This window comes from Bacillus sp. JST-5, assembly GCF_057747715.1.
This window is the reverse complement of the sequence record NZ_JBYLHW010000048.1, coordinates 1-21514: the sequence shown is the minus strand read 5'-3', so window position 1 is coordinate 21514 and position 21514 is coordinate 1. Positions and strand designations below refer to the sequence as shown.

At 37.3% G+C, this 21514-nt stretch carries 23 protein-coding genes; all 23 read left to right on the top strand.

Annotated elements, in window-relative coordinates; genetic code table 11:
• Positions 1–341 precede the first annotated feature (341 nt).
• The 23 genes from AC3ASS_RS10185 to prfB all read left to right on the top strand — a co-directional run bounded on the left by AC3ASS_RS10185 (position 342) and on the right by prfB (position 21323).
• Positions 342–1184 carry a DegV family protein gene (locus tag AC3ASS_RS10185; RefSeq protein ID WP_488283425.1) on the top strand — a complete coding sequence of 281 codons (843 nt, stop codon included), beginning with the start codon at positions 342–344 and terminating at the stop codon, positions 1182–1184.
• A gap of 61 nt (positions 1185–1245) precedes the next feature.
• Positions 1246–2757, top strand: coding sequence for an ATP-dependent helicase ComFA (locus AC3ASS_RS10180; protein ID WP_488283424.1), 1512 nt, complete (start codon positions 1246–1248; stop codon positions 2755–2757).
• A complete protein-coding gene (locus tag AC3ASS_RS10175; RefSeq protein ID WP_488283423.1) occupies positions 2732–3463 on the top strand; it encodes a ComFC family protein in 732 nt (243 codons plus the stop codon). Before AC3ASS_RS10180 ends, AC3ASS_RS10175 begins: the two co-directional genes overlap by 26 nt.
• Before the next feature lie 70 nt (positions 3464–3533).
• Positions 3534–3956 carry a TIGR03826 family flagellar region protein gene (locus AC3ASS_RS10170; RefSeq protein WP_488283422.1) on the top strand — a complete coding sequence of 141 codons (423 nt, stop codon included), beginning with the start codon at positions 3534–3536 and terminating at the stop codon, positions 3954–3956.
• Positions 3957–4020: 64 nt separating this feature from the next.
• On the top strand, positions 4021–4284 hold the full coding sequence (flgM, locus tag AC3ASS_RS10165; RefSeq protein WP_488283421.1) for a flagellar biosynthesis anti-sigma factor FlgM: 264 nt from the start codon (positions 4021–4023) through the stop codon (positions 4282–4284).
• Positions 4285–4308: 24 nt separating this feature from the next.
• Complete coding sequence (locus AC3ASS_RS10160) at positions 4309–4797, top strand: flagellar protein FlgN (protein ID WP_488283420.1); 489 nt, start codon at positions 4309–4311, stop codon at positions 4795–4797.
• Positions 4798–4814: 17 nt separating this feature from the next.
• A complete protein-coding gene (flgK, locus tag AC3ASS_RS10155; protein WP_488283419.1) occupies positions 4815–6392 on the top strand; it encodes a flagellar hook-associated protein FlgK in 1578 nt (525 codons plus the stop codon).
• Between the two features lie 13 nt (positions 6393–6405).
• Entirely contained in the window at positions 6406–7272 is an 867-nt protein-coding gene (gene flgL, locus AC3ASS_RS10150; RefSeq protein WP_488283418.1) for a flagellar hook-associated protein FlgL, read from the top strand.
• 55 nt (positions 7273–7327) lie between these two features.
• Positions 7328–7900, top strand: a complete 573-nt coding sequence (locus tag AC3ASS_RS10145) for a DUF6470 family protein (protein WP_488283417.1) — start codon at positions 7328–7330, stop codon at positions 7898–7900.
• A gap of 12 nt (positions 7901–7912) precedes the next feature.
• Complete coding sequence (gene fliW / locus AC3ASS_RS10140) at positions 7913–8359, top strand: flagellar assembly protein FliW (protein ID WP_488283416.1); 447 nt, start codon at positions 7913–7915, stop codon at positions 8357–8359.
• 4 nt (positions 8360–8363) lie between these two features.
• Positions 8364–8612: a carbon storage regulator CsrA gene (gene csrA, locus AC3ASS_RS10135; protein WP_488283415.1), complete on the top strand. Its 249-nt coding sequence runs from the start codon at positions 8364–8366 to the stop codon at positions 8610–8612.
• Positions 8613–8734: 122 nt separating this feature from the next.
• Positions 8735–9577 carry a flagellin N-terminal helical domain-containing protein gene (locus AC3ASS_RS10130; RefSeq protein ID WP_488283414.1) on the top strand — a complete coding sequence of 281 codons (843 nt, stop codon included), beginning with the start codon at positions 8735–8737 and terminating at the stop codon, positions 9575–9577.
• Positions 9578–9819: 242 nt separating this feature from the next.
• A complete protein-coding gene (gene flaG / locus AC3ASS_RS10125) occupies positions 9820–10173 on the top strand; it encodes a flagellar protein FlaG (protein WP_488283413.1) in 354 nt (117 codons plus the stop codon).
• 16 nt (positions 10174–10189) lie between these two features.
• Positions 10190–12280: a flagellar filament capping protein FliD gene (gene fliD, locus AC3ASS_RS10120; protein WP_488283412.1), complete on the top strand. Its 2091-nt coding sequence runs from the start codon at positions 10190–10192 to the stop codon at positions 12278–12280.
• Between the two features lie 32 nt (positions 12281–12312).
• Positions 12313–12714: a flagellar export chaperone FliS gene (fliS, locus tag AC3ASS_RS10115; RefSeq protein WP_488283411.1), complete on the top strand. Its 402-nt coding sequence runs from the start codon at positions 12313–12315 to the stop codon at positions 12712–12714.
• Complete coding sequence (gene fliT, locus AC3ASS_RS10110) at positions 12714–13061, top strand: flagellar protein FliT (RefSeq protein WP_488283410.1); 348 nt, start codon at positions 12714–12716, stop codon at positions 13059–13061. Before fliS ends, fliT begins: the two co-directional genes overlap by 1 nt.
• A gap of 251 nt (positions 13062–13312) precedes the next feature.
• Entirely contained in the window at positions 13313–13855 is a 543-nt protein-coding gene (hpf, locus tag AC3ASS_RS10105; protein WP_488283409.1) for a ribosome hibernation-promoting factor, HPF/YfiA family, read from the top strand.
• Positions 13856–13968: 113 nt separating this feature from the next.
• Complete coding sequence (locus tag AC3ASS_RS10100; protein ID WP_488283408.1) at positions 13969–14418, top strand: Lrp/AsnC family transcriptional regulator; 450 nt, start codon at positions 13969–13971, stop codon at positions 14416–14418.
• A gap of 233 nt (positions 14419–14651) precedes the next feature.
• Positions 14652–16256, top strand: a complete 1605-nt coding sequence (locus AC3ASS_RS10095; protein ID WP_488283407.1) for a gamma-glutamyltransferase family protein — start codon at positions 14652–14654, stop codon at positions 16254–16256.
• A 61-nt stretch (positions 16257–16317) separates the two neighbouring features.
• The gene (locus AC3ASS_RS10090; RefSeq protein ID WP_488283406.1) at positions 16318–16881 is read left to right on the top strand and encodes a chromate transporter; all 564 of its coding nucleotides are present in this window, start codon (positions 16318–16320) and stop codon (positions 16879–16881) included.
• Positions 16878–17408 carry a chromate transporter gene (locus AC3ASS_RS10085; RefSeq protein WP_488283405.1) on the top strand — a complete coding sequence of 177 codons (531 nt, stop codon included), beginning with the start codon at positions 16878–16880 and terminating at the stop codon, positions 17406–17408. The genes AC3ASS_RS10090 and AC3ASS_RS10085 overlap by 4 nt, the downstream gene beginning before the upstream one ends.
• Positions 17409–17630: 222 nt before the next feature.
• Entirely contained in the window at positions 17631–20144 is a 2514-nt protein-coding gene (secA, locus tag AC3ASS_RS10080) for a preprotein translocase subunit SecA (RefSeq protein WP_488283404.1), read from the top strand.
• Between the two features lie 77 nt (positions 20145–20221).
• Positions 20222–21323, top strand: a protein-coding gene (prfB, locus tag AC3ASS_RS10075) for a peptide chain release factor 2 (RefSeq protein WP_488283403.1) whose coding sequence is annotated in 2 segments (ribosomal slippage) — positions 20222–20293 and positions 20295–21323 — 1101 coding nt in all. Because the reading frame shifts where the segments join, the coding sequence is not laid out codon by codon here.
• Positions 21324–21514 lie beyond the last annotated feature (191 nt).

Here is a 21514-nt window from a genome sequence, read left to right as displayed (position 1 = left end):
AAAATTCCATCCTACGATTCAGAGGCCACCAAACGAAAGCGCGGTAGCCCCTAAACCCCAACATTTGACATAGAACCATTTTTTTCAATAAAAACTTTGCAAGTTAATGAGTGTAAGGCAGTTTGTCAAAAAAAAAAGTAAGCATGATGGGAGTCAATTCCCTTTGATTGAGGGAAAACTTGCGAGTATTGAAGGGGAACATTATTCTGTTAATAAAAGGATAATAGTCATGAGATAGAAAAGATATATAGGAAAGAAGAAATAATTATTTTTCTAATGAAAAATATCTTTTTTTTTAATAGAATGTGTATAGGAATATATTTAGAAGAAAGGGATCGAATATGAAAACTGCAATTGTTACGGATAGTACGGCATATATACCGAAAGAGCTTCGTGAACAACTTAACATACAAATGATTCCATTGCGTGTTGTTTTTGGAGACGAATCATATCGTGAAGAAATCGATATTACTGCAGATGAATTTTATGAAAAACTGAAACAAACAAATGAATTGCCAACAACTTCTCAACCATCTACCGGAGAGTTCGTGCAATTATTTGAAGAGCTTTCGAAAGAATATGATGCCGTCATAAGCATTCATCTTTCAAGTGGAATTAGTGGAACTTACCAAGGTGCTTACACAGCAGGAACGATGGTAGAAGGCATAAAAGTGTATGCCTATGATTCTGAAATCAGCTGCACGCCACAAGGATTTTTTGCGATTGAAGCAGCGCAAATGGCAAAAGAAGGGAAAAAACCAGAAGAAATTATTGCTCGCCTAGATGACTTGAAAAAATCTATGAGAGCCTACTTTATGGTCGATGATTTAACGAACTTGCAAAGAGGAGGAAGGCTTTCTAGTGCTCAAGCGTTTATCGGCAGTCTTCTTCAAGTAAAGCCACTATTACACTTTGAAAATAAAGTCATCGTTCCATTTGAAAAAATTCGCACACGCAAAAAAGCGATGAAACGAATCGTCGATTTAATCGGAGAAGATGCGAAAAAAGGTGAGCCTTTACGCGCGTGCATCATTCATGCAAATCGTGAAGAAGAAGCCATTGCATGGAAAAAAGAATTGGAAGAATTGTATCCTAACGTCGAATTTATGATTAGCTACTTTGGGCCAGTCATCGGCACCCATTTAGGGGAAGGCGCGATGGGTCTTGGTTGGATGAAAAAATAAAAACAGACACCGTTTCGCTTTCGGAGCGGTGTTTTTCTTTCAAAGGAGTGATGAAAAAACGATGTTATTTCAAATCCGTAATGGAAAACTAGTCAGTAATTTTCTTGAAAAAACATCCACTGATTTCCATCCTATATCTAGTCTAACCATTCCAAAACCACCATTGCTTCAAACGAACTACCCTTATTCAAAGGAACTTCAACATTTCCTCGCTGGAAGACAACTCCTTCTCGATGAAATACCTTATTCTTTTTCCCTCCTCTATGAACATTATGAAAACGGATATATCCAATTTCAAAAAGGGATCGAAAGAAAAAACAACCGTCTCAGATGCAATCGGTGCGGAAATTCAGAAGAAGTATTTTTTGCTCTATTTCCTTGTGCACGTTGCCACCAACAATGTTCGTATTGCCGTCATTGCATCATGATGGGACGAGTCACTCAATGTACTCCGCTTGTCATTTGGACAGGTCCAGAACCAACAGGAAAGACGGAGGGAAAACTCAATTGGAGCGGTCAATTATCCATCCCGCAACAAGAAGCATCGGAAAAAATTATAAAAGCCATTGCCGAAAACGATTCCCTATTAGTTTGGGCCGTATGTGGGGCAGGTAAAACAGAAATGCTCTTTCAAGGAATCGAATATGCCTTAAACCATCAAAAACGAATTGCCATTGCTACTCCCCGCACAGACGTCGTATTAGAATTAACGCCAAGATTGAAAAAAGTTTTTCCAAACATAAAGATTGCTGCTCTTTATGGAGGCAGCGAAGATCGCCACACATTCTCCCCGCTTGTAATCACCACCACTCACCAATTATTCCGATTTTATAAAGCTTTCGATGTCATGATAATCGATGAAGTTGATGCCTTCCCATATTCCGTTGACGAATCTCTCCGGTATGCTGCTGAAAAAGCAAGGAAAGAAACATCCTCTCAAATTTATTTAACCGCAACGCCAGAGGCGAAATGGCAAAAGCAATGCAAGGCTCGCAAACTCAATCATGTAATCATACCAGTTCGCTTTCATCGAAAACCCATTCCAATCCCTCGTTTCGAATGGTGCGGAAACTGGAAAAAACAATTCGAAAAAAATTATGTCCCGGGCAATATTCGACAGTGGGTTAAGAAAAGAGTGAAAATTCGAAAACAAGCCCTTCTATTTTTCTCGAAAATTGAAATCATGGAAAAAGTACTTCCCATCTTTCGGCAAATTCATCCGAACATCGAAAGTGTTCATGCCGAAGATGAAAAAAGAAAAGAAAAAGTCGAAGCGATGAGAAAAGGAGAAATATTAATTCTACTTACAACAACGATTTTAGAACGTGGGGTCACGATTCCAAATATTGATGTGGCAGTGATCGGAGCAGAAGATGATATTTTTACCGAAAGTGCCCTTGTCCAAATTTCAGGAAGGGTTGGAAGAAGTTCCGATTATCCGTCTGGAGACATTGTCTTTTTTCACTATGGAAAAACAAAAGCGATGATTGCGGCAAGAAATCAATTAATTCGTATGAACGAAATCGCAAGAAAGAAAGGATTGCTTGATGTATATGAATCTTTTATCCAATGACTATTGTTTATATTGCTATCAAGAAATACCAAGTAAATTCACTTGGACTTCTTTTTTTCGAGGTGAAAAAGAGAAAACATTATGCAACCAATGCAGAAGTCGCCTTCAATGGATCGAAGGGGAGACTTGCGACATATGCAATCGCCCACTAACCCATTTACCAGACAAATGGATCATCAACGAAAAATGTAAAGATTGCTTCTTTTGGGAACGATCCGATAAATGGTCGAATGTTTTAACAAAAAATGAATCGATCTACATTTATAATGACTTTTTCAAAGAATTGCTCGCCAAATTTAAATACCGCGGAGACTACGCCCTAGCAAAAATTTTTGCCGAAGATATAAGAAAGAAACTTTCTCCTTTAACATTTGACATTATTGTGCCGATACCATTAAGTGAAGAGAGATTATATGAACGAGGATTTAATCAAACAGAAAGCTTATTAGAGGAAGCCGAAATTCCTTATACACCAATGCTTAAACGGATTCACACAGAAAAACAATCGAAAAAAAACCGCATCGAGCGATTGAAACTATCCAATGTTTTTCAACTCATCGAACCACCACCGATCTTACTCAACAAATCCATCTTATTGTTTGATGACATTTACACAACAGGTACGACAGTAAGACAAGCGGCTCTTTTATTAAAAACATACGGAGCTACAACTGTTTCTTCTTTCACTCTATGCCGCGGTGTATAATCATCAGTTGTCGAAATTGGTGAAAAAATCGTAAAATAAAAGTAATATCATATTCGAAAGGAAGATTTCTATGGGGGAAATCATGAATTGTCCTAACTGTGATCGTATCTTTGTAAAAACGAATATTCGGGATGTATGTGACGATTGTTATGAAGAAGAAGAAAAAGCATTTGAAATCGTCTATAAATTTATTAAGAAAAGAGAAAATCGCACAGCTACTTTGCCGCAAGTTGTTGAACAAACAGGAGTTCCTGAAGAATTAATCATTAAATTCATTAAAAAAGGCCGTCTCAAAGTTGTTAACTTACCAAACTTAGGTTATCCGTGTGATAAATGTGGAGCGATCATTCGTACCGGAAATATTTGTGACAACTGCCGTTTAAATTTAAAAAAGGAATTAGAAAAGTTTACGGAAGAAGAAAATCGCCGAAAAGAAATAGAACGGAAAATTACCTATTACTCTATCGACGAAAATTATTACCGTAAACGCTAAACTCTCAGGTCAATGTGTCGATAATAAATATATAAGAATGCACGGAAATATGTGAGGGATTAAAATGAAAATTTATAACGTAAGAACGGGAAACGTAAACCCATATAAACAACAAATGAATAAAAATGATCATTTACGTTCCAATAAAAAACAATCAGATAAAGTCGAAATTTCAAGCGAAGCAAAACAACTACAACACCAGTCAAGCATTGTACAAAAACGAAAGGAAAAAATTGAACAATTAAAAATCGCGATTGAAAACGGAACGTATCAAATCGATCATCAAGAACTCGCGATAAGCATTTACAACTTTTATTTTAAAAATTAATCCAATCGGAGAGGGAGAATAGCCGTGTCTGTTCAATCATTAATGAGCAACTTAGAGAAAACGTATCGCTTAAATAAAAGTTTGTTACAACTATCGACAAAAAAAACGGATATTTTAAAAAAAGGTGATTTTGACGCCTTAAACGAACTAACGGCAAACGAACAAAAACATATCCAAGCGATTGAACAGTTGGAAAAGCAGCGAGAAAAACTGTTAAGCGAGATGGTCAAAACAAGTGGTAATCAAACGGTAACCCTTTCTGATTGTTTGGAACTTGTAAACGATACCGAGCGGGAAAAATTGAACGAATTAAAGGAAAAGTTAACCCAACAGTTAAAAGAACTGCAAAACCGTAACGATTTAAACGAACAACTGATTCAACAATCGTTGCAGTTTATTCAAGTTTCATTGAATTTATTTAGACCGCAGCAAGAACAAATTACCTACGCTCCACCAAATAAACAAAACTCGAATGGGTTAGAAGCTAATTCCATTTTTAACAGAAAAGCGTAACGAACGGAGGAAATTTTATGAGATCAACTTTCCACGGACTTGAGACAGTCAAACGGGGAATGTTTACACAACAAGGTGCTTTATATACGACAGGACACAATATTGCTAATGCGAACACACCAGGATTTTCACGCCAACGCGTCAACTTTGTTCAAACAAGTGCATACCCAGCACCATCTTTCAATATGCCGCAAATTCCCGGACAATTGGGGACAGGGGTTACAGCTGGGTCGATTCAACGCATCAGAGATAATTTTTTAGATATTCAATTTCGACAAGAAAACAATAAACTAGGTTATTACGGAATGCTCAGCCAATCTCTAACCAAAATGGAAGAGATTATGAATGAACCGTCTGAGAGCGGTTTACATAGCGTAATGGAAAAGTTTTGGAACTCCTTACAAGACTTAGCGAGCCATACGGAAAATACTGGTGCACGAGATGTCGTCGCATCCACAGGACAAATGGTTGCGGATACACTCAATTACTATTATCGTTCTCTCGTTCGGATCCAAAATGATTTAGGAAACGAAATTACGGTAAAAGTAAAAGAGATTAATGATATTGTCAATCGAATTGAAGCGTTAAACCGACAAATTGCTCAGGTAGAACCACACGGGCACTTGCCAAATGACTTATATGATAAACGAGACTTATTAGTTGATGAACTCTCTCAATATATCAATATAAAAATCAATAAAGTAACTCCAAAAGATTACGGACAAGTCAGCTCAATGGCAGAAGGAATCTATGAGATTGAAGTCATCCAACAAGACGGATCATCTTTCAACCCGCCGTTGAAATTAATTTCAGTGGACCGAACATTTGGAAAATCTCAAGTGAACCAATTAGATGTACTAGATGAAACCGATACAGATCCAAATACGATGGAAGGTCTTGTCACGTCCGTAAAAATCGGGGATAAAACGGTACCAAATTTAAATTTCTCGGGGGAACTTGCCGGATTAATTGAAAGTTACGGATATCGAATGGATGGGAATACCGTTAAAGGACACTACCCAGAAATGCTCGAAAAATTAAACAAAATGGCCCTGGCGTTTGTCCAAGAGTTTAACGCGATTCATCGCGAAGGATATTCGCTAAATGGAACAACTCCATCCGGAATCGACTTCTTTGTATTTGATGATCCAAATAATATTATTGCATCCATCAGAGTCAATCAAGATATTTTAGATAACTCAGCACTAATTGCCGCTGGTCTGAATAGCGGAGTTTCCGGTGACAACGGAAATGCCCAACGACTTGCAGACATTAAATCGAAAAACTTTAAAGATTACGTGACAGTTGCCGACTTGCCAGCTGGCTTATCCGGAACGATTGACACGTATTACGCAGGAATCATCGGTCGACTCGGTGTTGATTCCCAAAGCGCGAAAAAAGATGCAGAAAACTCACAAGTATTGGCAGATGCTGTTGAATTAAATCGTCAATCGGTAAGCTCGGTTTCACTCGATGAAGAAATGACAAATATGATCAAGTTCCAACATGCGTATAATGCATCCGCACGAATGATTACGGTAATAGACGAAATGATTGATCGAATTATTAATGGAATGGGAATAAGCGGTAGATAGGGAGGTGTTTGAAATGCGTGTTACGCAATCGATGTTATCGAATAATCTATTAAGAAATTTAAGTAACTCTTATTCTCGATTAGGTAAGCTACAAGAACAATTAAGTACTCAGAAGAAAATTACTCGTCCGTCCGATGATCCCGTCGTTGCGATGCTAGGAATGGGATATCGTACTGACACGAATCGAATCGAACAATTTAAACGAAACATCGGAGAAGTGAAAAACTGGATAGAAACGACTGATGATGCTTTAGACCATGCGGTCAACGCCTTACAACGAATTCGTGAACTTATCGTCCAAGCGTCTAACGGTATATATGATGAAGGACAGCGCAGTTATATTGGAGAAGAAATTGAAGAGTTGAAGAAACATATACAGACAATTGGAAATACACAAATGGCAGGAAAGTATATTTTTAACGGAACGGAAACGAATGTCAGACCAGACGGTAATTTTGCCGAAGGTACAATTGAAATTGAAGTGTTCCAAGGGATAAAAATACCTATCAATACAAACGGAAAAGAATTGTTTGGTGATTTAATAAGTGATGGTGGGGTATTAGATCAAATCATCGCTGATTTACAAAATGGGAACGTACCAGATGATGATATCAGCAATCACATCGCTGTAATTGATGAAGAAATTGACCGCTTCTTATCAGAGCGAGCATCAATCGGGGCGCGACAAAATCGTGTTGACTTAATGGAAGAAAGGCTTGGCATGCAAGAAGTTATTTCTAAACGTATCTTATCCGATAATGAAGATATTGACATTGAAAAAGCGATTATGGACTTAACGATTCAGGAGTCTATTTTACGCGCATCTTTAAGTGTAGGATCAAGAATTATCCAACCGACATTAGTTGACTTTTTACGATAAGCTATTCTTCACGGATAGCTTTTTTCTTTATCTATGATAGAAAGGATGGTTTTCCATGAACCTCCCGCAAATCCGAATGGAATCTGTATTTATCCAATTAGGACTTCAAATAGATAAACCAATTCAATCGATTGAACAACCGAAAGCAACACAAACAATTGAGCAACCGAAAGCAAACATGGATTTTCGAACTACACCAGGTAAGCTGACGATCGACCAGTCGCAAGCGCGTGCGGATATGGATTTAAAATCGATTCGCCAACGAAACAAAGAGTTTGCGGAAAACGGCTATCAAGATTTTCTAGAAGGAATGGCAAGAAGAAGAGAACAAGGCGACGAGTTAATGAGAATTGAAAAGAAAGGGAATCCATTAGTTGAACAAGCGGTCATTAACGGGAATAAACCAGAAAAGCAGTTTAATATAGGATGGATCCCCTCCCACTTTAGTGTAAAAATTCATTATGAGCCGGCAAAAGTGGAGACAAAAATTGAACCACAAAAACCAATCATTGAAACAAAAATCAATCGCCCGATCCACGAATACAAACCTGGGAAAGTGAACATGTTTATTGAAAGATGGAACTCATTAAAAATAGATTTCGTAAACATTTATAATGAAAAAATTTAGAAGGTGAAAAATATGGAGATTGATACATTATATTTTGGAACAAAACAAATTCAAGAAGATGATATCGTAACATTTGAACATGGAATTCCCGGGTTTCAAGAAGAAAAAAACTTTGTATTTCTACCATTTACCGAAGATAATATCTATCAAATTATGCAATCTGTTCAAACGAAAGAACTTGCTTTTGTCGTAACCAACCCGTTTCTCTTTTTTAAAGATTACGAGTTTGATTTAGATGACTCGACGATAAATCTACTAGAAATTAAAGAGAAAGAGGATTTAACGATTTATACCATTTTAACGATTCAAGACCCGTTTTCTGAAACTACCGCCAACTTACAAGCGCCTGTCATCATCAATAGAAAAAATAATAAAGCAAAACAATTGATTTTATCAAACGTTCCATATAAAACGAAACATCGATTATTTGAAGAAGCAGTAGTGGAAAGAAAGGGGTGATTCGATGCTAATCTTATCAAGAAAACATGGTGAGTCGATTCAAATAGGGGATGGAATTGAAATTAAAGTTATTTCGATCAAAGGCGATCAAGTTAAATTAGGCATCGAAGCACCCAGTCATGTTGAGGTTTTTCGAAAAGAAATATATGACGAAATCCAAAAAGAAAATAAAAAAGCAGCGACTATTTCAACTAATCTATTAGACTTAATCAAAAATCAAAAAAATTTTAAAAAAAATTTACGAAAGGACTAAAATCCTTTCGTTTTTTGTCGATATAAAAACTGGAAAGGTTCAACAGGGCGGCCGACCTCGCGAACCGAAAAAATTCGTTCACAAGGACGTGAACAAAAAATTTCAAGGAGGAAATGAAAACAATGAGAATTAATCACAATATCGCGGCTCTTAACACACACCGTCAATTAGGAATCGCAAATAGCGCTCAATTAAAATCTATGGAAAAATTATCTTCTGGTCTTCGCATCAACCGTGCTGGTGACGATGCTGCAGGTCTTTCTATCTCTGAAAAAATGCGTGGTCAAATTCGCGGTTTAGAAATGGCTTCTAAAAACGCACAAGATGCTATCTCTATGATTCAAACTGCTGAAGGTGCATTAAACGAAGTACATGCAATACTACAACGTATGCGTGAGTTAGCTGTTCAAGCTGCTAACGATACAAACGTTGATGTAGACCGTGAAGCAATCGCTCAAGAGTTGACAGAGTTAGGAAAAGAAATTTCTAGAATTAAAGATACAACTCAATTCAACGAACAAAATCTTTTAGATGGAACAGCAGGAAATGGTGGTACAGTTACATTCCAAGTTGGTGCAAATAGTGGCCAAATTATGACTGTAGATTTTACAACTGCAGGAATCAATCTTACTGATATTGAAACAGCAGTTGGGTCTTTAACTAATGCTGATGTAGCAGATAGCGCAACTGCAACAGCTTTAATTGAAACAATCAACGACCAAATTAAAGCAGTTTCTGCAGGACGTTCTCTATTAGGTGCTACTCAAAACCGTTTAGAGCATACAATTGCGAACTTAGATAATGCTGCTGAAAACTTAACAGCTGCAGAATCTCGTATCCGTGATGTAGATATGGCAAAAGAAATGATGGAACAAACAAAAGCTGCTATTCTAGCACAAGCATCACAAGCAATGTTAGCTCAAGCAAACCAACAACCACAAGGAGTATTACAACTTCTTCGTTAATCATTGATACATTGAAAGAGACTCTAGATTTTCTAGGGTCTCTTTTTCTATAACAAATATTGTAGTTTCATATATTTACAATCGTAAAGCATGCTAAAATAAAAGTAGAAATTAATCAATTTTTTGCATTTATTGTCCTTTCCTCAAGCATTTTAATATTCCAACTATTTTTTCCTATTAAAAATCCCCCGAATTTTGCCGATATTAAAAGAAAGGATTCGGTTTTTAGGGGGATTTAGTTTATGATAGAAAAAATCCAACATAGTAGCTCCTTTATTGCATCTAAAACTCCACAGCAAGATTTTTCGGGTAGTGAGAAACAAATACTTGATCAAAAGTCTTGGGATGAGGGATTGGCTCAAACGAAAATGAGTCGAGAAAAGACACAAGAAATAGTCGATAGTTTGAATAAATTTTTAACACCTTTGCAAACGTCATTGAAATTCGAGCTACATGATAAATTGAATGAATACTATGTAACGATTATCGATTCAGAAACAAAAGAGGTTGTCAAAGAAATACCTCCGAAAAAAATGCTAGATATTTACGCAGCAATTGCGGAACAACTTGGCATAATTATTGATAAAAAAATATAAAATGGAGTGAGTTTCCATGAATATGAGAATCAGTGGATTAGCAAGTGGAATGGATATTGACCAAATTGTCAAAGATTTAATGAGAGCTGAAAGAATTCCACTTGACAAATATAAACAAAAGAAACAGATCCTCGAATGGCAGCGCGATGTCTATCGGGAGATGAATTCATTACTTTTATCGTTACGGGAAGAAACACTGAAAATGAGATTAACTACTTCTTATTTTGCTAAAAGTGTGTCTTCTACAAATGAAGGATTAGTTAGTGCCATTGCTAGCCCAGGTGCCTCTAGTATTACTTACTCGATTGAAAAAGTTCAGCAATTGGCAACAGCAGCGAGAAAAATTAATACTGGCAAAATATCTGCTTCTGAATCAAATAAGGTGGACTTAACTAAAGGGTTATATAGTCAGAGTAGCAAATTCTCCAATGATCAATTTGATTGGCAACAAGGTGGAATCGTAAAAGAGTCAATTTCTATTACATCTAGCCAAGACTTTGTAGAATTGTCCCAAGCTTCTTCTAATATTAAGACGGATATACAAGATGTTCAAAACATGGAAGTAATCGTAAACGGAAAACGATATGAAGTAGTTACTGGAGTTACTCAGGAAGATTTAAATGATAATCAAGTTTTATTAGATACATCTGATCCTTCTGGTAAACCAAAATTGGTATTTAAAAACGAATTAAAAGCAAATAGTTCAGTATCTGTCAATTATTTTGTCAATGAACTTTCTCAAGAAATTTCGGTTTCAAAAGAAGGATTAAAAGAATTTCAATTATCTTCACGTTCCATTGTTGAGGGTTCCTTGACAATTACAGTTATAGATTCAGATGAGAATGCTATATCCTACACAGTTGTTGATTCTATAGACCAATTAGATCCAGACCAAAATGTTGTGTATGTTGATAAAGAAACAGGTAAACTTACCTTCTCTAAAGAACTTGATGAAGGAAGCAAAATTCATGCACAATTTCAACAAAATTATTTTACATTTGGAATTCAAACTTTTAATGAAGATGGCGAGCCTATAAAAGATATTTTTTCTTTCGATGGATCTACCTCTTTAAATACAGTTATTGCGGAAATTAATCGCTCTGATATCGGAGTCAATATGTTTTATGATTCCTTTATAGATCAGCTAACGTTAACACGTTCAAAAACTGGAGACTTTAATAAAGATGGCAATGAAATCATTACTTTCGGCTCTTTTATCAATAAAGTATTAATGTTTGAAGGTACTACAGAAACTGGTGGAACGAATGCCAAGTTTACAATTAACGGACTTGAGACAGAGCGATACTCTAACACCTTTACCATCGACGGTGTGAATTTCACTTTAAAAGGAACGTTCGACTCAACAGCTGGGGCAACTTCACCCGTCACCATCAGTGTTACTACGGATGTACAAAAAGTATTTGATAATATTAAAGCGTTTGTAGATAAGTATAATGAAACAATCGATCTTATCAATAAAAAGTTAACGGAACCCCGTTATCGTGATTATCTACCGTTAACCGATGATGAGCGCAAAGAATTAGATGAAAAGCAAATCGAGCTTTGGGAAGAAAAGGCGAAAAGTGGCTTAATTAAAAATGATCCGATCCTTTCTGCAGGACTTAACAAACTTCGATTAGATGTGTTTTCTACCGTGAATAACGAAGAAATTGCGGAAGGTTTCCGTCATTTAATGGAGATCGGTATCACGACATCTAAGGACTATATGAGTCGAGGAAAACTAGAAATCGATGAAACGAAATTAAAAGAAGCCATTGAAAAAGATCCAGAATCTGTTTACAAATTATTTGCTGCCACTGGAGAAAATGAAGCTCAACAAGGGATTGCCCAACGATTGGCCAACACTCTTCAAAATACGATGGACCGAGTCTACGAGCGAGCAGGTCGTTCATTTTGGACAGAAGAGCAATATACAATCGGGAAAAATATTAAATCACTCAATGACCAAATTTCTCGCTTTGAAGCTCGCTTAAAAATGATTGAAATCCGCTATTGGCGACAATTTACCGCTATGGAACAAGCTATTCAACGCGCTAATTCTCAATCAATGTATCTCATGCAACAATTCGGCGGTGGAATGTACTAATGTTTTTCTGAACATTTAAAGGAGTGAAGATCTTGGCAGTGAACAACCCGTACCAAGCATACCAACAAAATACCGTAACAACTGCATCTCCTGGCGAGCTTACTTTAATGCTATATAATGGTTGCTTAAAGTTTATTAACATAGCTAAAAAAGCGATACAAGAAAATAACATTTCAGAAAAAAATACGAACATCCAAAAAGCACAAAATATTATTTCTGAGCTGATGGTCACATTAAACATGGACGTTGAGATTTCAAAACAATTGATGTCAATGTACGACTATATTCACCGTCGACTCATTGAAGCCAATATAAAAAACGATGTCGAGATATTAGAAGAATGTGAAGGATTCGTTACCGAGTTTCGCGATACTTGGAAACAAGTCATTCAACTGAATCGTCAAAAACAATATTCTCAAGGTGGACAAGTATAGTGAATGCAATCCAATCTTTTTATGACGTAACGAAACAGCTAGTACAAATGTTAGAAGCAACAACCGTCAATGATAGGGATGAACGGATTGAGAAAATCAATCAACTTTTAAATAAACGCGAAGAATTATTACCATTAATTAAACAACCAGCCACTGAAGAAGATAAACAAGTAGCAAAAGAAATTTTACTGCTTAACCAAAAATTAATGACACTTCTTGAAAAAGAAAAATTGGACATTAAAAAAGATATTAACTCCTTGAACCATCGAAAAGAATCAACAAAGAAATATGTGAATCCGTATGAATCACTACAAACAGACGGAATGTATTATGACAAACGAAAATAAATGAAAGAACCTCCAACATACACCCAAAGGTCACTTGACTTTTGGGTGTTTTTATATGGAAATAATAAAATTTTTACACGTCTACATTTCAATTAATTGGAATACACTTTTAATAGTATGCATAAAGCGCCTATTGTGAAGCTGGACAAAAAACCTTCACATTTCGACAAAAAACTTCATCGCTTTCGGCAGGATTTTATCTCCCAATGGCGAACTATATATACATAGTGATAATAAAGGAGGAGTTTACGATGAGATTTAACGTTCGCGGTGAGAACATTGAGGTAACTCCAGCATTGCGTGAATACGCTGAGAAAAAGATTGCAAAACTTGAAAAGTATTTCACAGAAACTCCTGATGCTAATGTACATGTAAATTTAAAAGTACACCAAGACAAAACTGCTAAAGTAGAAGTAACGATTCCACTTCCAAATTTAGTGTTACGTGCGGAAGAAATGAATGATGATATGTATGCTGCTATAGATTTAATTACAGATAAATTAGAACGACAAATTCGTAAACATAAAACAAAAGTCAATCGTAAATTCCGTGAAAAAGGTAGTACGAAAGAAATTTTCGCTACGGTCTCTGATACCCCAGCGGAAGAAAATGATGAATTAGAAATCGTACGTACTAAACGATTTGATTTAAAACCAATGGATAGCGAAGAAGCGATCTTACAAATGAACATGCTAGGACATAACTTCTTCGTTTATACAGATGCTGAAACAAACAAAACGAATGTTGTATATAAACGAAAAGATGGCCGTTACGGTATCATCGAAACGGTATAAGGAGTGAAAAGCCGCTTGCATGAGCGGCTTTTTTAATTTTGACTTGTCTTTCCTTCTACGCTACGATACTTTTACATTTATGGTACAACAAAACTCTTTAAGAGGTGTTTCTATTGAAGTTTGATGAATTGGATAAAAAAATACTAGAAAAATTAATTGAAAACGGAAGAATGTCTTATGTAGATATTGGGAAAGAACTGAATTTATCGAGGGTGGCGGTGCGTGACCGAATTAAAGCGATGATGGATGAGGGGATCATCGAACGGTTTACCGTCGTCGTTAATTCGGAAAAAGTAGGAAAAAACGTCTCGGCCTTTTTTGAAGTTGATTGTGAGCCTGCTCATCTAGTCAAAGTAGCTGAAACACTCGCGGAAAACCCGAACGTCGCAAGCTGTTATCAAATGACAGGTCCGAGTACCTTACATATGCACGTATTAGTTTCAGATTTTGCCCAGCTGGAAAACTTTGTCAATAACGAACTTTACGCTTTAGAAGGGATAACAAGAGTGGAGAGTCATATTTTACTACGTCGGTTCAAAAGTCGTCATGGTTTAAAATTATAAATATTTTTGACAAATCGGAAGAATTCCCACCCTTCCGATTCTTTTTTTATTCAAAATGAAGGAATTCAATCGATCGGACGAATTAGGATAGATTTTACTACTCTCCTTTCCTATAATCATAGATAAGATGAATAATAGAAACAAAATGTAATAGAAAAATACATATTATATTCAAATTGTATTAATATCAGTTCAATACACAAACATTTTGTATAAAAAAAGGAGCGATTACATTGGACCATTTATATTATCCATACCCTTCTCAACGGATGACAACTTTTGCGAAAAATGGAATGGTAGCTACATCCCAACCATTAGCGGCACAAGCCGGTCTAGATATTTTAAAAAAAGGTGGAAACGCCATCGATGCTGCCATTGCCACAGCAGCTGCTTTAACCGTCCTAGAGCCAACATCGAATGGAATTGGGAGTGACTCATTCGCTCTCGTTTGGACAAAAGGAAAACTTTACGGTTTAAACGGAAGCGGTCCATCGCCACAATCGATTTCGATTGAAGCTGTGAAAGAGCGCGGTTATGAAAAAATGCCGACTCATGGACTTATCCCTGTAACGGTTCCAGGTACACCAGGAGCATGGGCAGAGCTTTCGGAGAAATTTGGGAACCTTCCATTAAGTGAAGTTTTAAAACCAGCGATTCAATATGCAACAGAAGGATATCCAATTAGCCCGATTTTAGGGAAGTATTGGCAGCTTGCCTATAATCGTTTTAAAGAAATTTTGACAGACGAAGAATTCCAATATTGGTTTGAAACGTTTGCTCCAAACGGCCGTGCGCCAAAAATCGGTGAAGTATGGGCTTCTGAAGGCCATGCGAAAACGTTAATAGAAATTGGAGAAACAAATGCCGAAAGTTTTTACCGTGGAGCCATCGCTGAACAAATCGATCAATTTTCTAAAAAATATCATGGTTTTATAACAAAAGAAGACTTAGCGGCTTATCAACCGGAATGGGTCGAGCCAATTTCCGTGAACTATCGCGGGTATGATGTATGGGAAATCCCACCGAATGGTCAAGGTATTGTTGCATTAATGGCTTTAAATATCATGAAAGGTTTTGAAATGAACGGAAAAGATGACGTTGATACATACCATAAACAAATTGAAGCAATGAAACTTGCTTATACAGATGGAAAGGCGTTTATCACAGACCGTCGTTACATGAAACAAACCGTTGAAACACTATTATCGGATGAATACGGTGAAGCTCGCAGAAGAGAAATTACTGATGTAGCCATTACCCCAAGTGAATATACGCCGCCAAAAGGGGGAACCGTTTATTTAGCAACCGCAGATAAAGAAGGAAATATGGTTTCTTACATTCAAAGCAACTATATGGGATTCGGTTCAGGCATTGTCATTCCAAATACAGGTATTGCACTACAAAATCGCGGGCACGATTTCTCTTTAGATCCGAACCATGTAAACGCTCTTCAACCGGGGAAAAAGACGTATCACACCATCATCCCAGGTTTCTTAACAAAAGGAAACGAAGCGGTCGGACCGTTTGGCGTGATGGGTGGATATATGCAGCCGCAAGGACATATGCAAGTCGTGATGAATACGGTCGATTTCCACTTAAATCCGCAAGCCGCCCTTGATGCACCGAGATGGCAATGGATCGAAGGGAAAAAAGTTCTCGTTGAACCGCATTTTCCAAATCATATAGCGCAAGCATTGGCGAGAAAAGGGCATGACATTCAAGTAGCGGTCGATACAGGATCTTTTGGCAGAGGGCAAATCATATGGAGAGACCCCAATACAGGCGTTCTCTATGGTGGAACGGAACCACGAACAGACGGAGCTATAGCAGCTTGGTAATGACAAAAACATTTTGTGGAAAAATAACGACGACTGAATTTGACAAAAGGATGATACTTACATGATGTATTGGCAGCTATTTATTGCATTTTTCCGAGTAGGGATGTTAGGGTATGGCGGAGGTCCAAGCTCTATCCCTCTCGTTTACAATGAAGTGGTGGATAAATATCAATGGATGGATGACGAGGAATTTTCTGATATTTTAGCTCTTGGAAATACGTTACCGGGACCGATTTTAACAAAAATGGCAGGGTATATCGGCTATCGTGTTGGCGGATGGATCGGCATGATCCTTTCATTAATTAGCTCTGTCCTCCCATCTTTACTGCTCATCATTTTACTCTTAACAGCATTAAACGCTTATAAAGATCTGGCATGGGTCCAAGGGATGTCAAAAGCGGTCGTCCCGGTTGTCGGTGTCATGCTTGGCGTGATGACATGGGATTTTATCAAAAAATCAAAAGGAAGCTTAGGATGGATGATTACAGGAGTGTTAGTCATTCTTAGCGTTATTTTGCTTGAGGTGCTAAATATTCATCCTGCCTTTTTAATCATCGGACTCATCCTATATGCTTTCATGTCAAAAAATGAAAACGATCAAAGACGTAAGGAGAAAGCCTCATGATTTATTGGGACATCTTCGTAGCTTTCTTTATATCTGGAATGTTAGGGTTTGGTGGGGGACCTGCATCAATTCCATTAATCGAAAATGAAGTGGTCGATCGTTACGGTTGGCTAACGACTCAACAATTTAGTGAGATTATTGCCCTTGGAAATGCGCTTCCCGGACCGATTAATACGAAATTAGCAGGTTATATCGGATATATCGAAGGTGGTTGGTTTGGAGCATTTGTTGGAATTTTCGCCACCGTTGCCCCATCATTAATATTAATGATTGCGCTGTTAAGTGTGGTATTAAAATATAAAGAAAATCCGAAAGTAAAATTCATCTCTTCCATCGTTCGACCAACGATAGCTGTTTTACTTGGCGTGATGACGTATCAATTTTTTGCCGATGCATGGGAAGGAATCGGTTCGCTGCAAACGATTGGCATTGGTGTGGTAAGTTTTCTTTTATTAGAAAAATTAAAAGTTCATCCTGTTTATGTTATCCTTGGAGCATTACTATATGGAGGAATATTTTTATCGTAAGTGGTCAAACAATCGACCACTTTTTTTTTGAGAAAAAAAGGAAATCGATAGGATTTTGTCAAAATGAAACATGGATAACTACTTGCACTCAAAGTTGTCACGCCTATTTGATAGTGATAATATAAAAAGGTATAAATATTTTTTATTTAATAGAAAAAGTGGAATAAATGATAACGAGTTGTAAAATTAACAAGTGTTACGGTTGAAAAAGGAGCGTTCAATATGCTTGGGATTTTAAATAAAGTCTTTGATCCAAATAAACGTGAATTAAAACGACTAAACAAAATGGCAGAAGAAATTGGAAATCTTGCACCAGAAATGGAGAAACTGAGTGATCAAGATTTACGAAATAAAACAGACGAATTTAAAGAGCGCTTGCAAAAAGGTGAAACGCTCGACGACATTTTAATCGAAGCGTTTGCGGTTGTTCGTGAAGCTGCCAAACGTGTTTTAGGCTTATATCCGTACCATGTGCAATTAATGGGTGGTATTGCCCTTCATGAAGGTAATATTGCAGAAATGAAAACAGGGGAAGGGAAAACATTAACTTCCACGATGCCTGTGTATTTAAATGCTTTAACGGGTGAAGGTGTGCATGTCATTACCGTTAACGATTATTTAGCAAGACGTGACGCTACAGAAATGGGCCAACTGTTCGAATTTCTTGGTTTAACGGTAGGTTTAAATACAAACGACCTTACAAGAGAAGAGAAACAAGCAGCATACAATGCCGATATTACTTATGGTACAAACAACGAATTTGGGTTCGACTATTTACGCGACAATATGGTTTTATATAAAGAACATATGGTGCAAAGACCGTTGAATTTTGCGGTTATTGACGAGGTCGACTCCATTTTAATTGATGAGGCAAGAACTCCGTTAATTATTTCTGGTCAAGCAAAAAAATCGACACAACTATATCTTCAAGCAAACGGTTTTGTACGTGGATTGAAGAAAGATGTAGACTACACGTATGATGAAAAAACGAAAAGTGTTCAGTTAACAGAAGAAGGAATTAATAAAGCAGAGCGTGCATTTGGTATCGAAAACTTATTCGATCTTTCCCATGTAACGCTCAATCATCATATCAATCAAGCATTGCGTGCTCATGTTGTTATGCAGCGAGATGTCGATTATGTCGTGCAAGATGGTGAAGTCATCATCGTTGACCAATTTACAGGACGATTGATGAAAGGACGTCGTTATAGCGATGGCCTCCATCAAGCGATCGAGGCAAAAGAAGGATTAGAAATCCAAAACGAAAGTATGACAATGGCAACAATCACGTTCCAAAACTACTTCCGTATGTATAAAAAACTAGCAGGGATGACAGGTACAGCGAAAACGGAAGAAGAAGAGTTCCGTAACATTTATAATATGAATGTTGTCGTCATTCCAACCAACAAACCAGTCATTCGTGATGACCGCCCTGACTTGATTTATGCAACAATGGAAGGAAAGTTTAGAGCGGTTGTAGAAGATATTGCGGAACGTCATAAAAAAGGACAACCGGTGCTTGTTGGTACCGTTGCAATCGAAACATCTGAATTAATTTCATCCCTTTTAACGAAAAAAGGAATTCGTCATAACGTATTGAACGCGAAAAACCATGCGCGTGAAGCGGAAATTATTGCAGAAGCTGGGCAAAAAGGCGCCGTAACGATTGCAACTAACATGGCTGGTCGTGGTACTGACATTAAATTAGGCGAAGGTGTCAAAGAACTTGGCGGTCTAGCCGTAATCGGTACTGAGCGACATGAAAGCCGACGCATCGACAATCAGTTGCGTGGTCGTTCCGGACGTCAAGGAGATCCAGGGGTTTCCCAGTTCTATCTATCGATGGAAGATGAGCTCATGCGCCGTTTCGGATCGGATAATATGAAATCTATGATGCAGCGACTCGGGATGGACGATTCCCAACCGATCCAAAGTAAAATGGTCTCTCGCGCGGTAGAATCAGCGCAAAAACGAGTCGAAGGAAATAACTTTGATGCTCGTAAACAACTTTTACAATATGACGATGTTCTTCGCCAACAAAGGGAAATCATCTATAAACAGCGCTATGAAGTACTAGATTCCGAAAACTTACGTGAAATCGTTGAAACTATGATTAAATCCGTCATTGAACGTCAAGTATCAGCATTTGCGCCAATCGAAGCAGACGAAAGTGAATGGAATTTAGCTGGTCTTATCGACTATATCAATGCGAACCTTTTACAAGAAGGGGACATTACAGAAAATGATTTAAAAGATAAAGATCCAGAAGAAATGATTGACTTAATTTTTGCGAAAGTGATTGAACGTTATGATGAAAAAGAACAATCACTCGGCGAGGAAAGAATGAGAGAGTTTGAAAAAGTTATCGTTCTTCGCTCGGTCGATTCAAAATGGATTGATCATATTGATACGATGGATCAGCTTCGTCAAGGAATTCATTTACGTGCTTACGGGCAAATCGATCCGCTTCGTGAATATCAACAAGAAGGATACATCATGTTTGAAAACATGATTGCATCTATCGAAGAAGATGTTGCTAAATATATTATGAAAGCAGAAATACGATCAAACCTTGAGCGACAAGAAGTAGCAAAAGGGCAAGCCGTTATACCAAACTCTGACGGGGAAAAACCGAAAAGAAAACCGGTGAAAAAATCCGTTCATATTGGTCGTAATGACCCATGTTTCTGTGGAAGCGGGAAAAAATATAAAAACTGTTGTGGGAAAAATGCATAACATACGATAAAAGGGGGAAGCATTTCCTCCTTTTATGTGTGAATAAATAAAGTAATCTAATGAAGAGGTGTAGCATAATGGAATTAGCAGAAATTCGTTCTGAACTAGAAAAAACAGCTAAGCGATTAGCGGACTTTAGGGGGTCTCTTTGACCTCGAAAATAAAGAAACACGTATAGCTGAACTAGATGAACAAATGTTGGACCCTAATTTTTGGGACGATCAACAAAAAGCCCAATCAATCATCAGTGAAGCCAATGCTTTAAAAGATTTAGTCAATGAGTTTCATGATCTAAATGAAACATATGAAAATCTAGAACTTACTTACGAGCTTGTCAAAGAAGAAAACGATACAGATTTACAAGCGGAATTAGAATCCGAAATTAAGGAATTAACGAAAAGATTAAACGAGTTTGAATTGCAATTGTTATTAAGTGAACCTTACGATAAAAATAATGCGATTTTAGAACTTCATCCAGGTGCGGGTGGAACAGAATCTCAAGACTGGGGTTCTATGTTGCTCCGCATGTACACACGCTGGGCAGAGAAAAAAGGCTTTAAAGTAGAAACACTCGATTATTTGCCTGGTGAAGAAGCAGGGATTAAAAGCGTTACCCTTTTAATCAAAGGTCATAATGCTTACGGATATTTAAAAGCGGAAAAAGGCGTCCATCGACTTGTTCGAATTTCGCCGTTTGATGCATCCGGTCGCCGTCATACATCATTCGTCTCTTGTGAAGTAATGCCTGAGTTTAATGAAGAAGTCAATATTGAAATACGTTCCGAAGATTTAAAAATTGATACGTATCGCTCAAGTGGTGCCGGTGGTCAGCACGTTAACACGACCGATTCTGCCGTGCGGATTACTCACATTCCAACAGGGATTGTTGTTACGTGTCAATCCGAACGTTCCCAAATTAAAAACCGCGAAAAAGCGATGAATATGTTAAAAGCGAAATTGTATCAAAAGAAAATTGAAGAACAAGAAAAAGAATTGGCGGAAATTCGTGGAGAGCAAAAGGAGATTGGCTGGGGAAGCCAAATTCGCTCTTATGTCTTCCATCCATATTCATTAGTGAAAGACCATCGCACGAACACGGAAAGTGGAAACGTTCAAGCAGTTATGGACGGAGAAATTGACATCTTCATCGACGCATATTTACGGTCAAGAATTCATTAATTTATGAGATTATGGCACTCGTGATTTTTTATGATCATGAGTGCTATTTTTTTGTGTTGATTATTAAATGTCAGCAATCGTCCAACGCTTGGTTTATTTAAATGACAAAAAATCGGCTCTATACTAAATGTGGTGGTCATGCTTATCATCTCAAGGGCAGAGATGGATTTACAAAAAGTGATAAAAAAATA

Coding starts and splice junctions, on each gene's coding strand:
- flgM (WP_488283421.1), top strand. CDS start 4,021: ATGAAAATTTATAACGTAAGAACGGGAAACGTAAACCCATATAAACAA.
- fliW (WP_488283416.1), top strand. CDS start 7,913: ATGGAGATTGATACATTATATTTTGGAACAAAACAAATTCAAGAAGAT.
- AC3ASS_RS10170 (WP_488283422.1), top strand. CDS start 3,534: ATGGGGGAAATCATGAATTGTCCTAACTGTGATCGTATCTTTGTAAAA.
- AC3ASS_RS10130 (WP_488283414.1), top strand. CDS start 8,735: ATGAGAATTAATCACAATATCGCGGCTCTTAACACACACCGTCAATTA.
- csrA (WP_488283415.1), top strand. CDS start 8,364: ATGCTAATCTTATCAAGAAAACATGGTGAGTCGATTCAAATAGGGGAT.
- flgK (WP_488283419.1), top strand. CDS start 4,815: ATGAGATCAACTTTCCACGGACTTGAGACAGTCAAACGGGGAATGTTT.
- fliD (WP_488283412.1), top strand. CDS start 10,190: ATGAATATGAGAATCAGTGGATTAGCAAGTGGAATGGATATTGACCAA.
- secA (WP_488283404.1), top strand. CDS start 17,631: ATGCTTGGGATTTTAAATAAAGTCTTTGATCCAAATAAACGTGAATTA.
- AC3ASS_RS10175 (WP_488283423.1), top strand. CDS start 2,732: ATGTATATGAATCTTTTATCCAATGACTATTGTTTATATTGCTATCAA.
- AC3ASS_RS10185 (WP_488283425.1), top strand. CDS start 342: ATGAAAACTGCAATTGTTACGGATAGTACGGCATATATACCGAAAGAG.
- AC3ASS_RS10090 (WP_488283406.1), top strand. CDS start 16,318: ATGATGTATTGGCAGCTATTTATTGCATTTTTCCGAGTAGGGATGTTA.
- hpf (WP_488283409.1), top strand. CDS start 13,313: ATGAGATTTAACGTTCGCGGTGAGAACATTGAGGTAACTCCAGCATTG.
- AC3ASS_RS10085 (WP_488283405.1), top strand. CDS start 16,878: ATGATTTATTGGGACATCTTCGTAGCTTTCTTTATATCTGGAATGTTA.
- flaG (WP_488283413.1), top strand. CDS start 9,820: ATGATAGAAAAAATCCAACATAGTAGCTCCTTTATTGCATCTAAAACT.
- AC3ASS_RS10180 (WP_488283424.1), top strand. CDS start 1,246: ATGTTATTTCAAATCCGTAATGGAAAACTAGTCAGTAATTTTCTTGAA.
- flgL (WP_488283418.1), top strand. CDS start 6,406: ATGCGTGTTACGCAATCGATGTTATCGAATAATCTATTAAGAAATTTA.
- AC3ASS_RS10145 (WP_488283417.1), top strand. CDS start 7,328: ATGAACCTCCCGCAAATCCGAATGGAATCTGTATTTATCCAATTAGGA.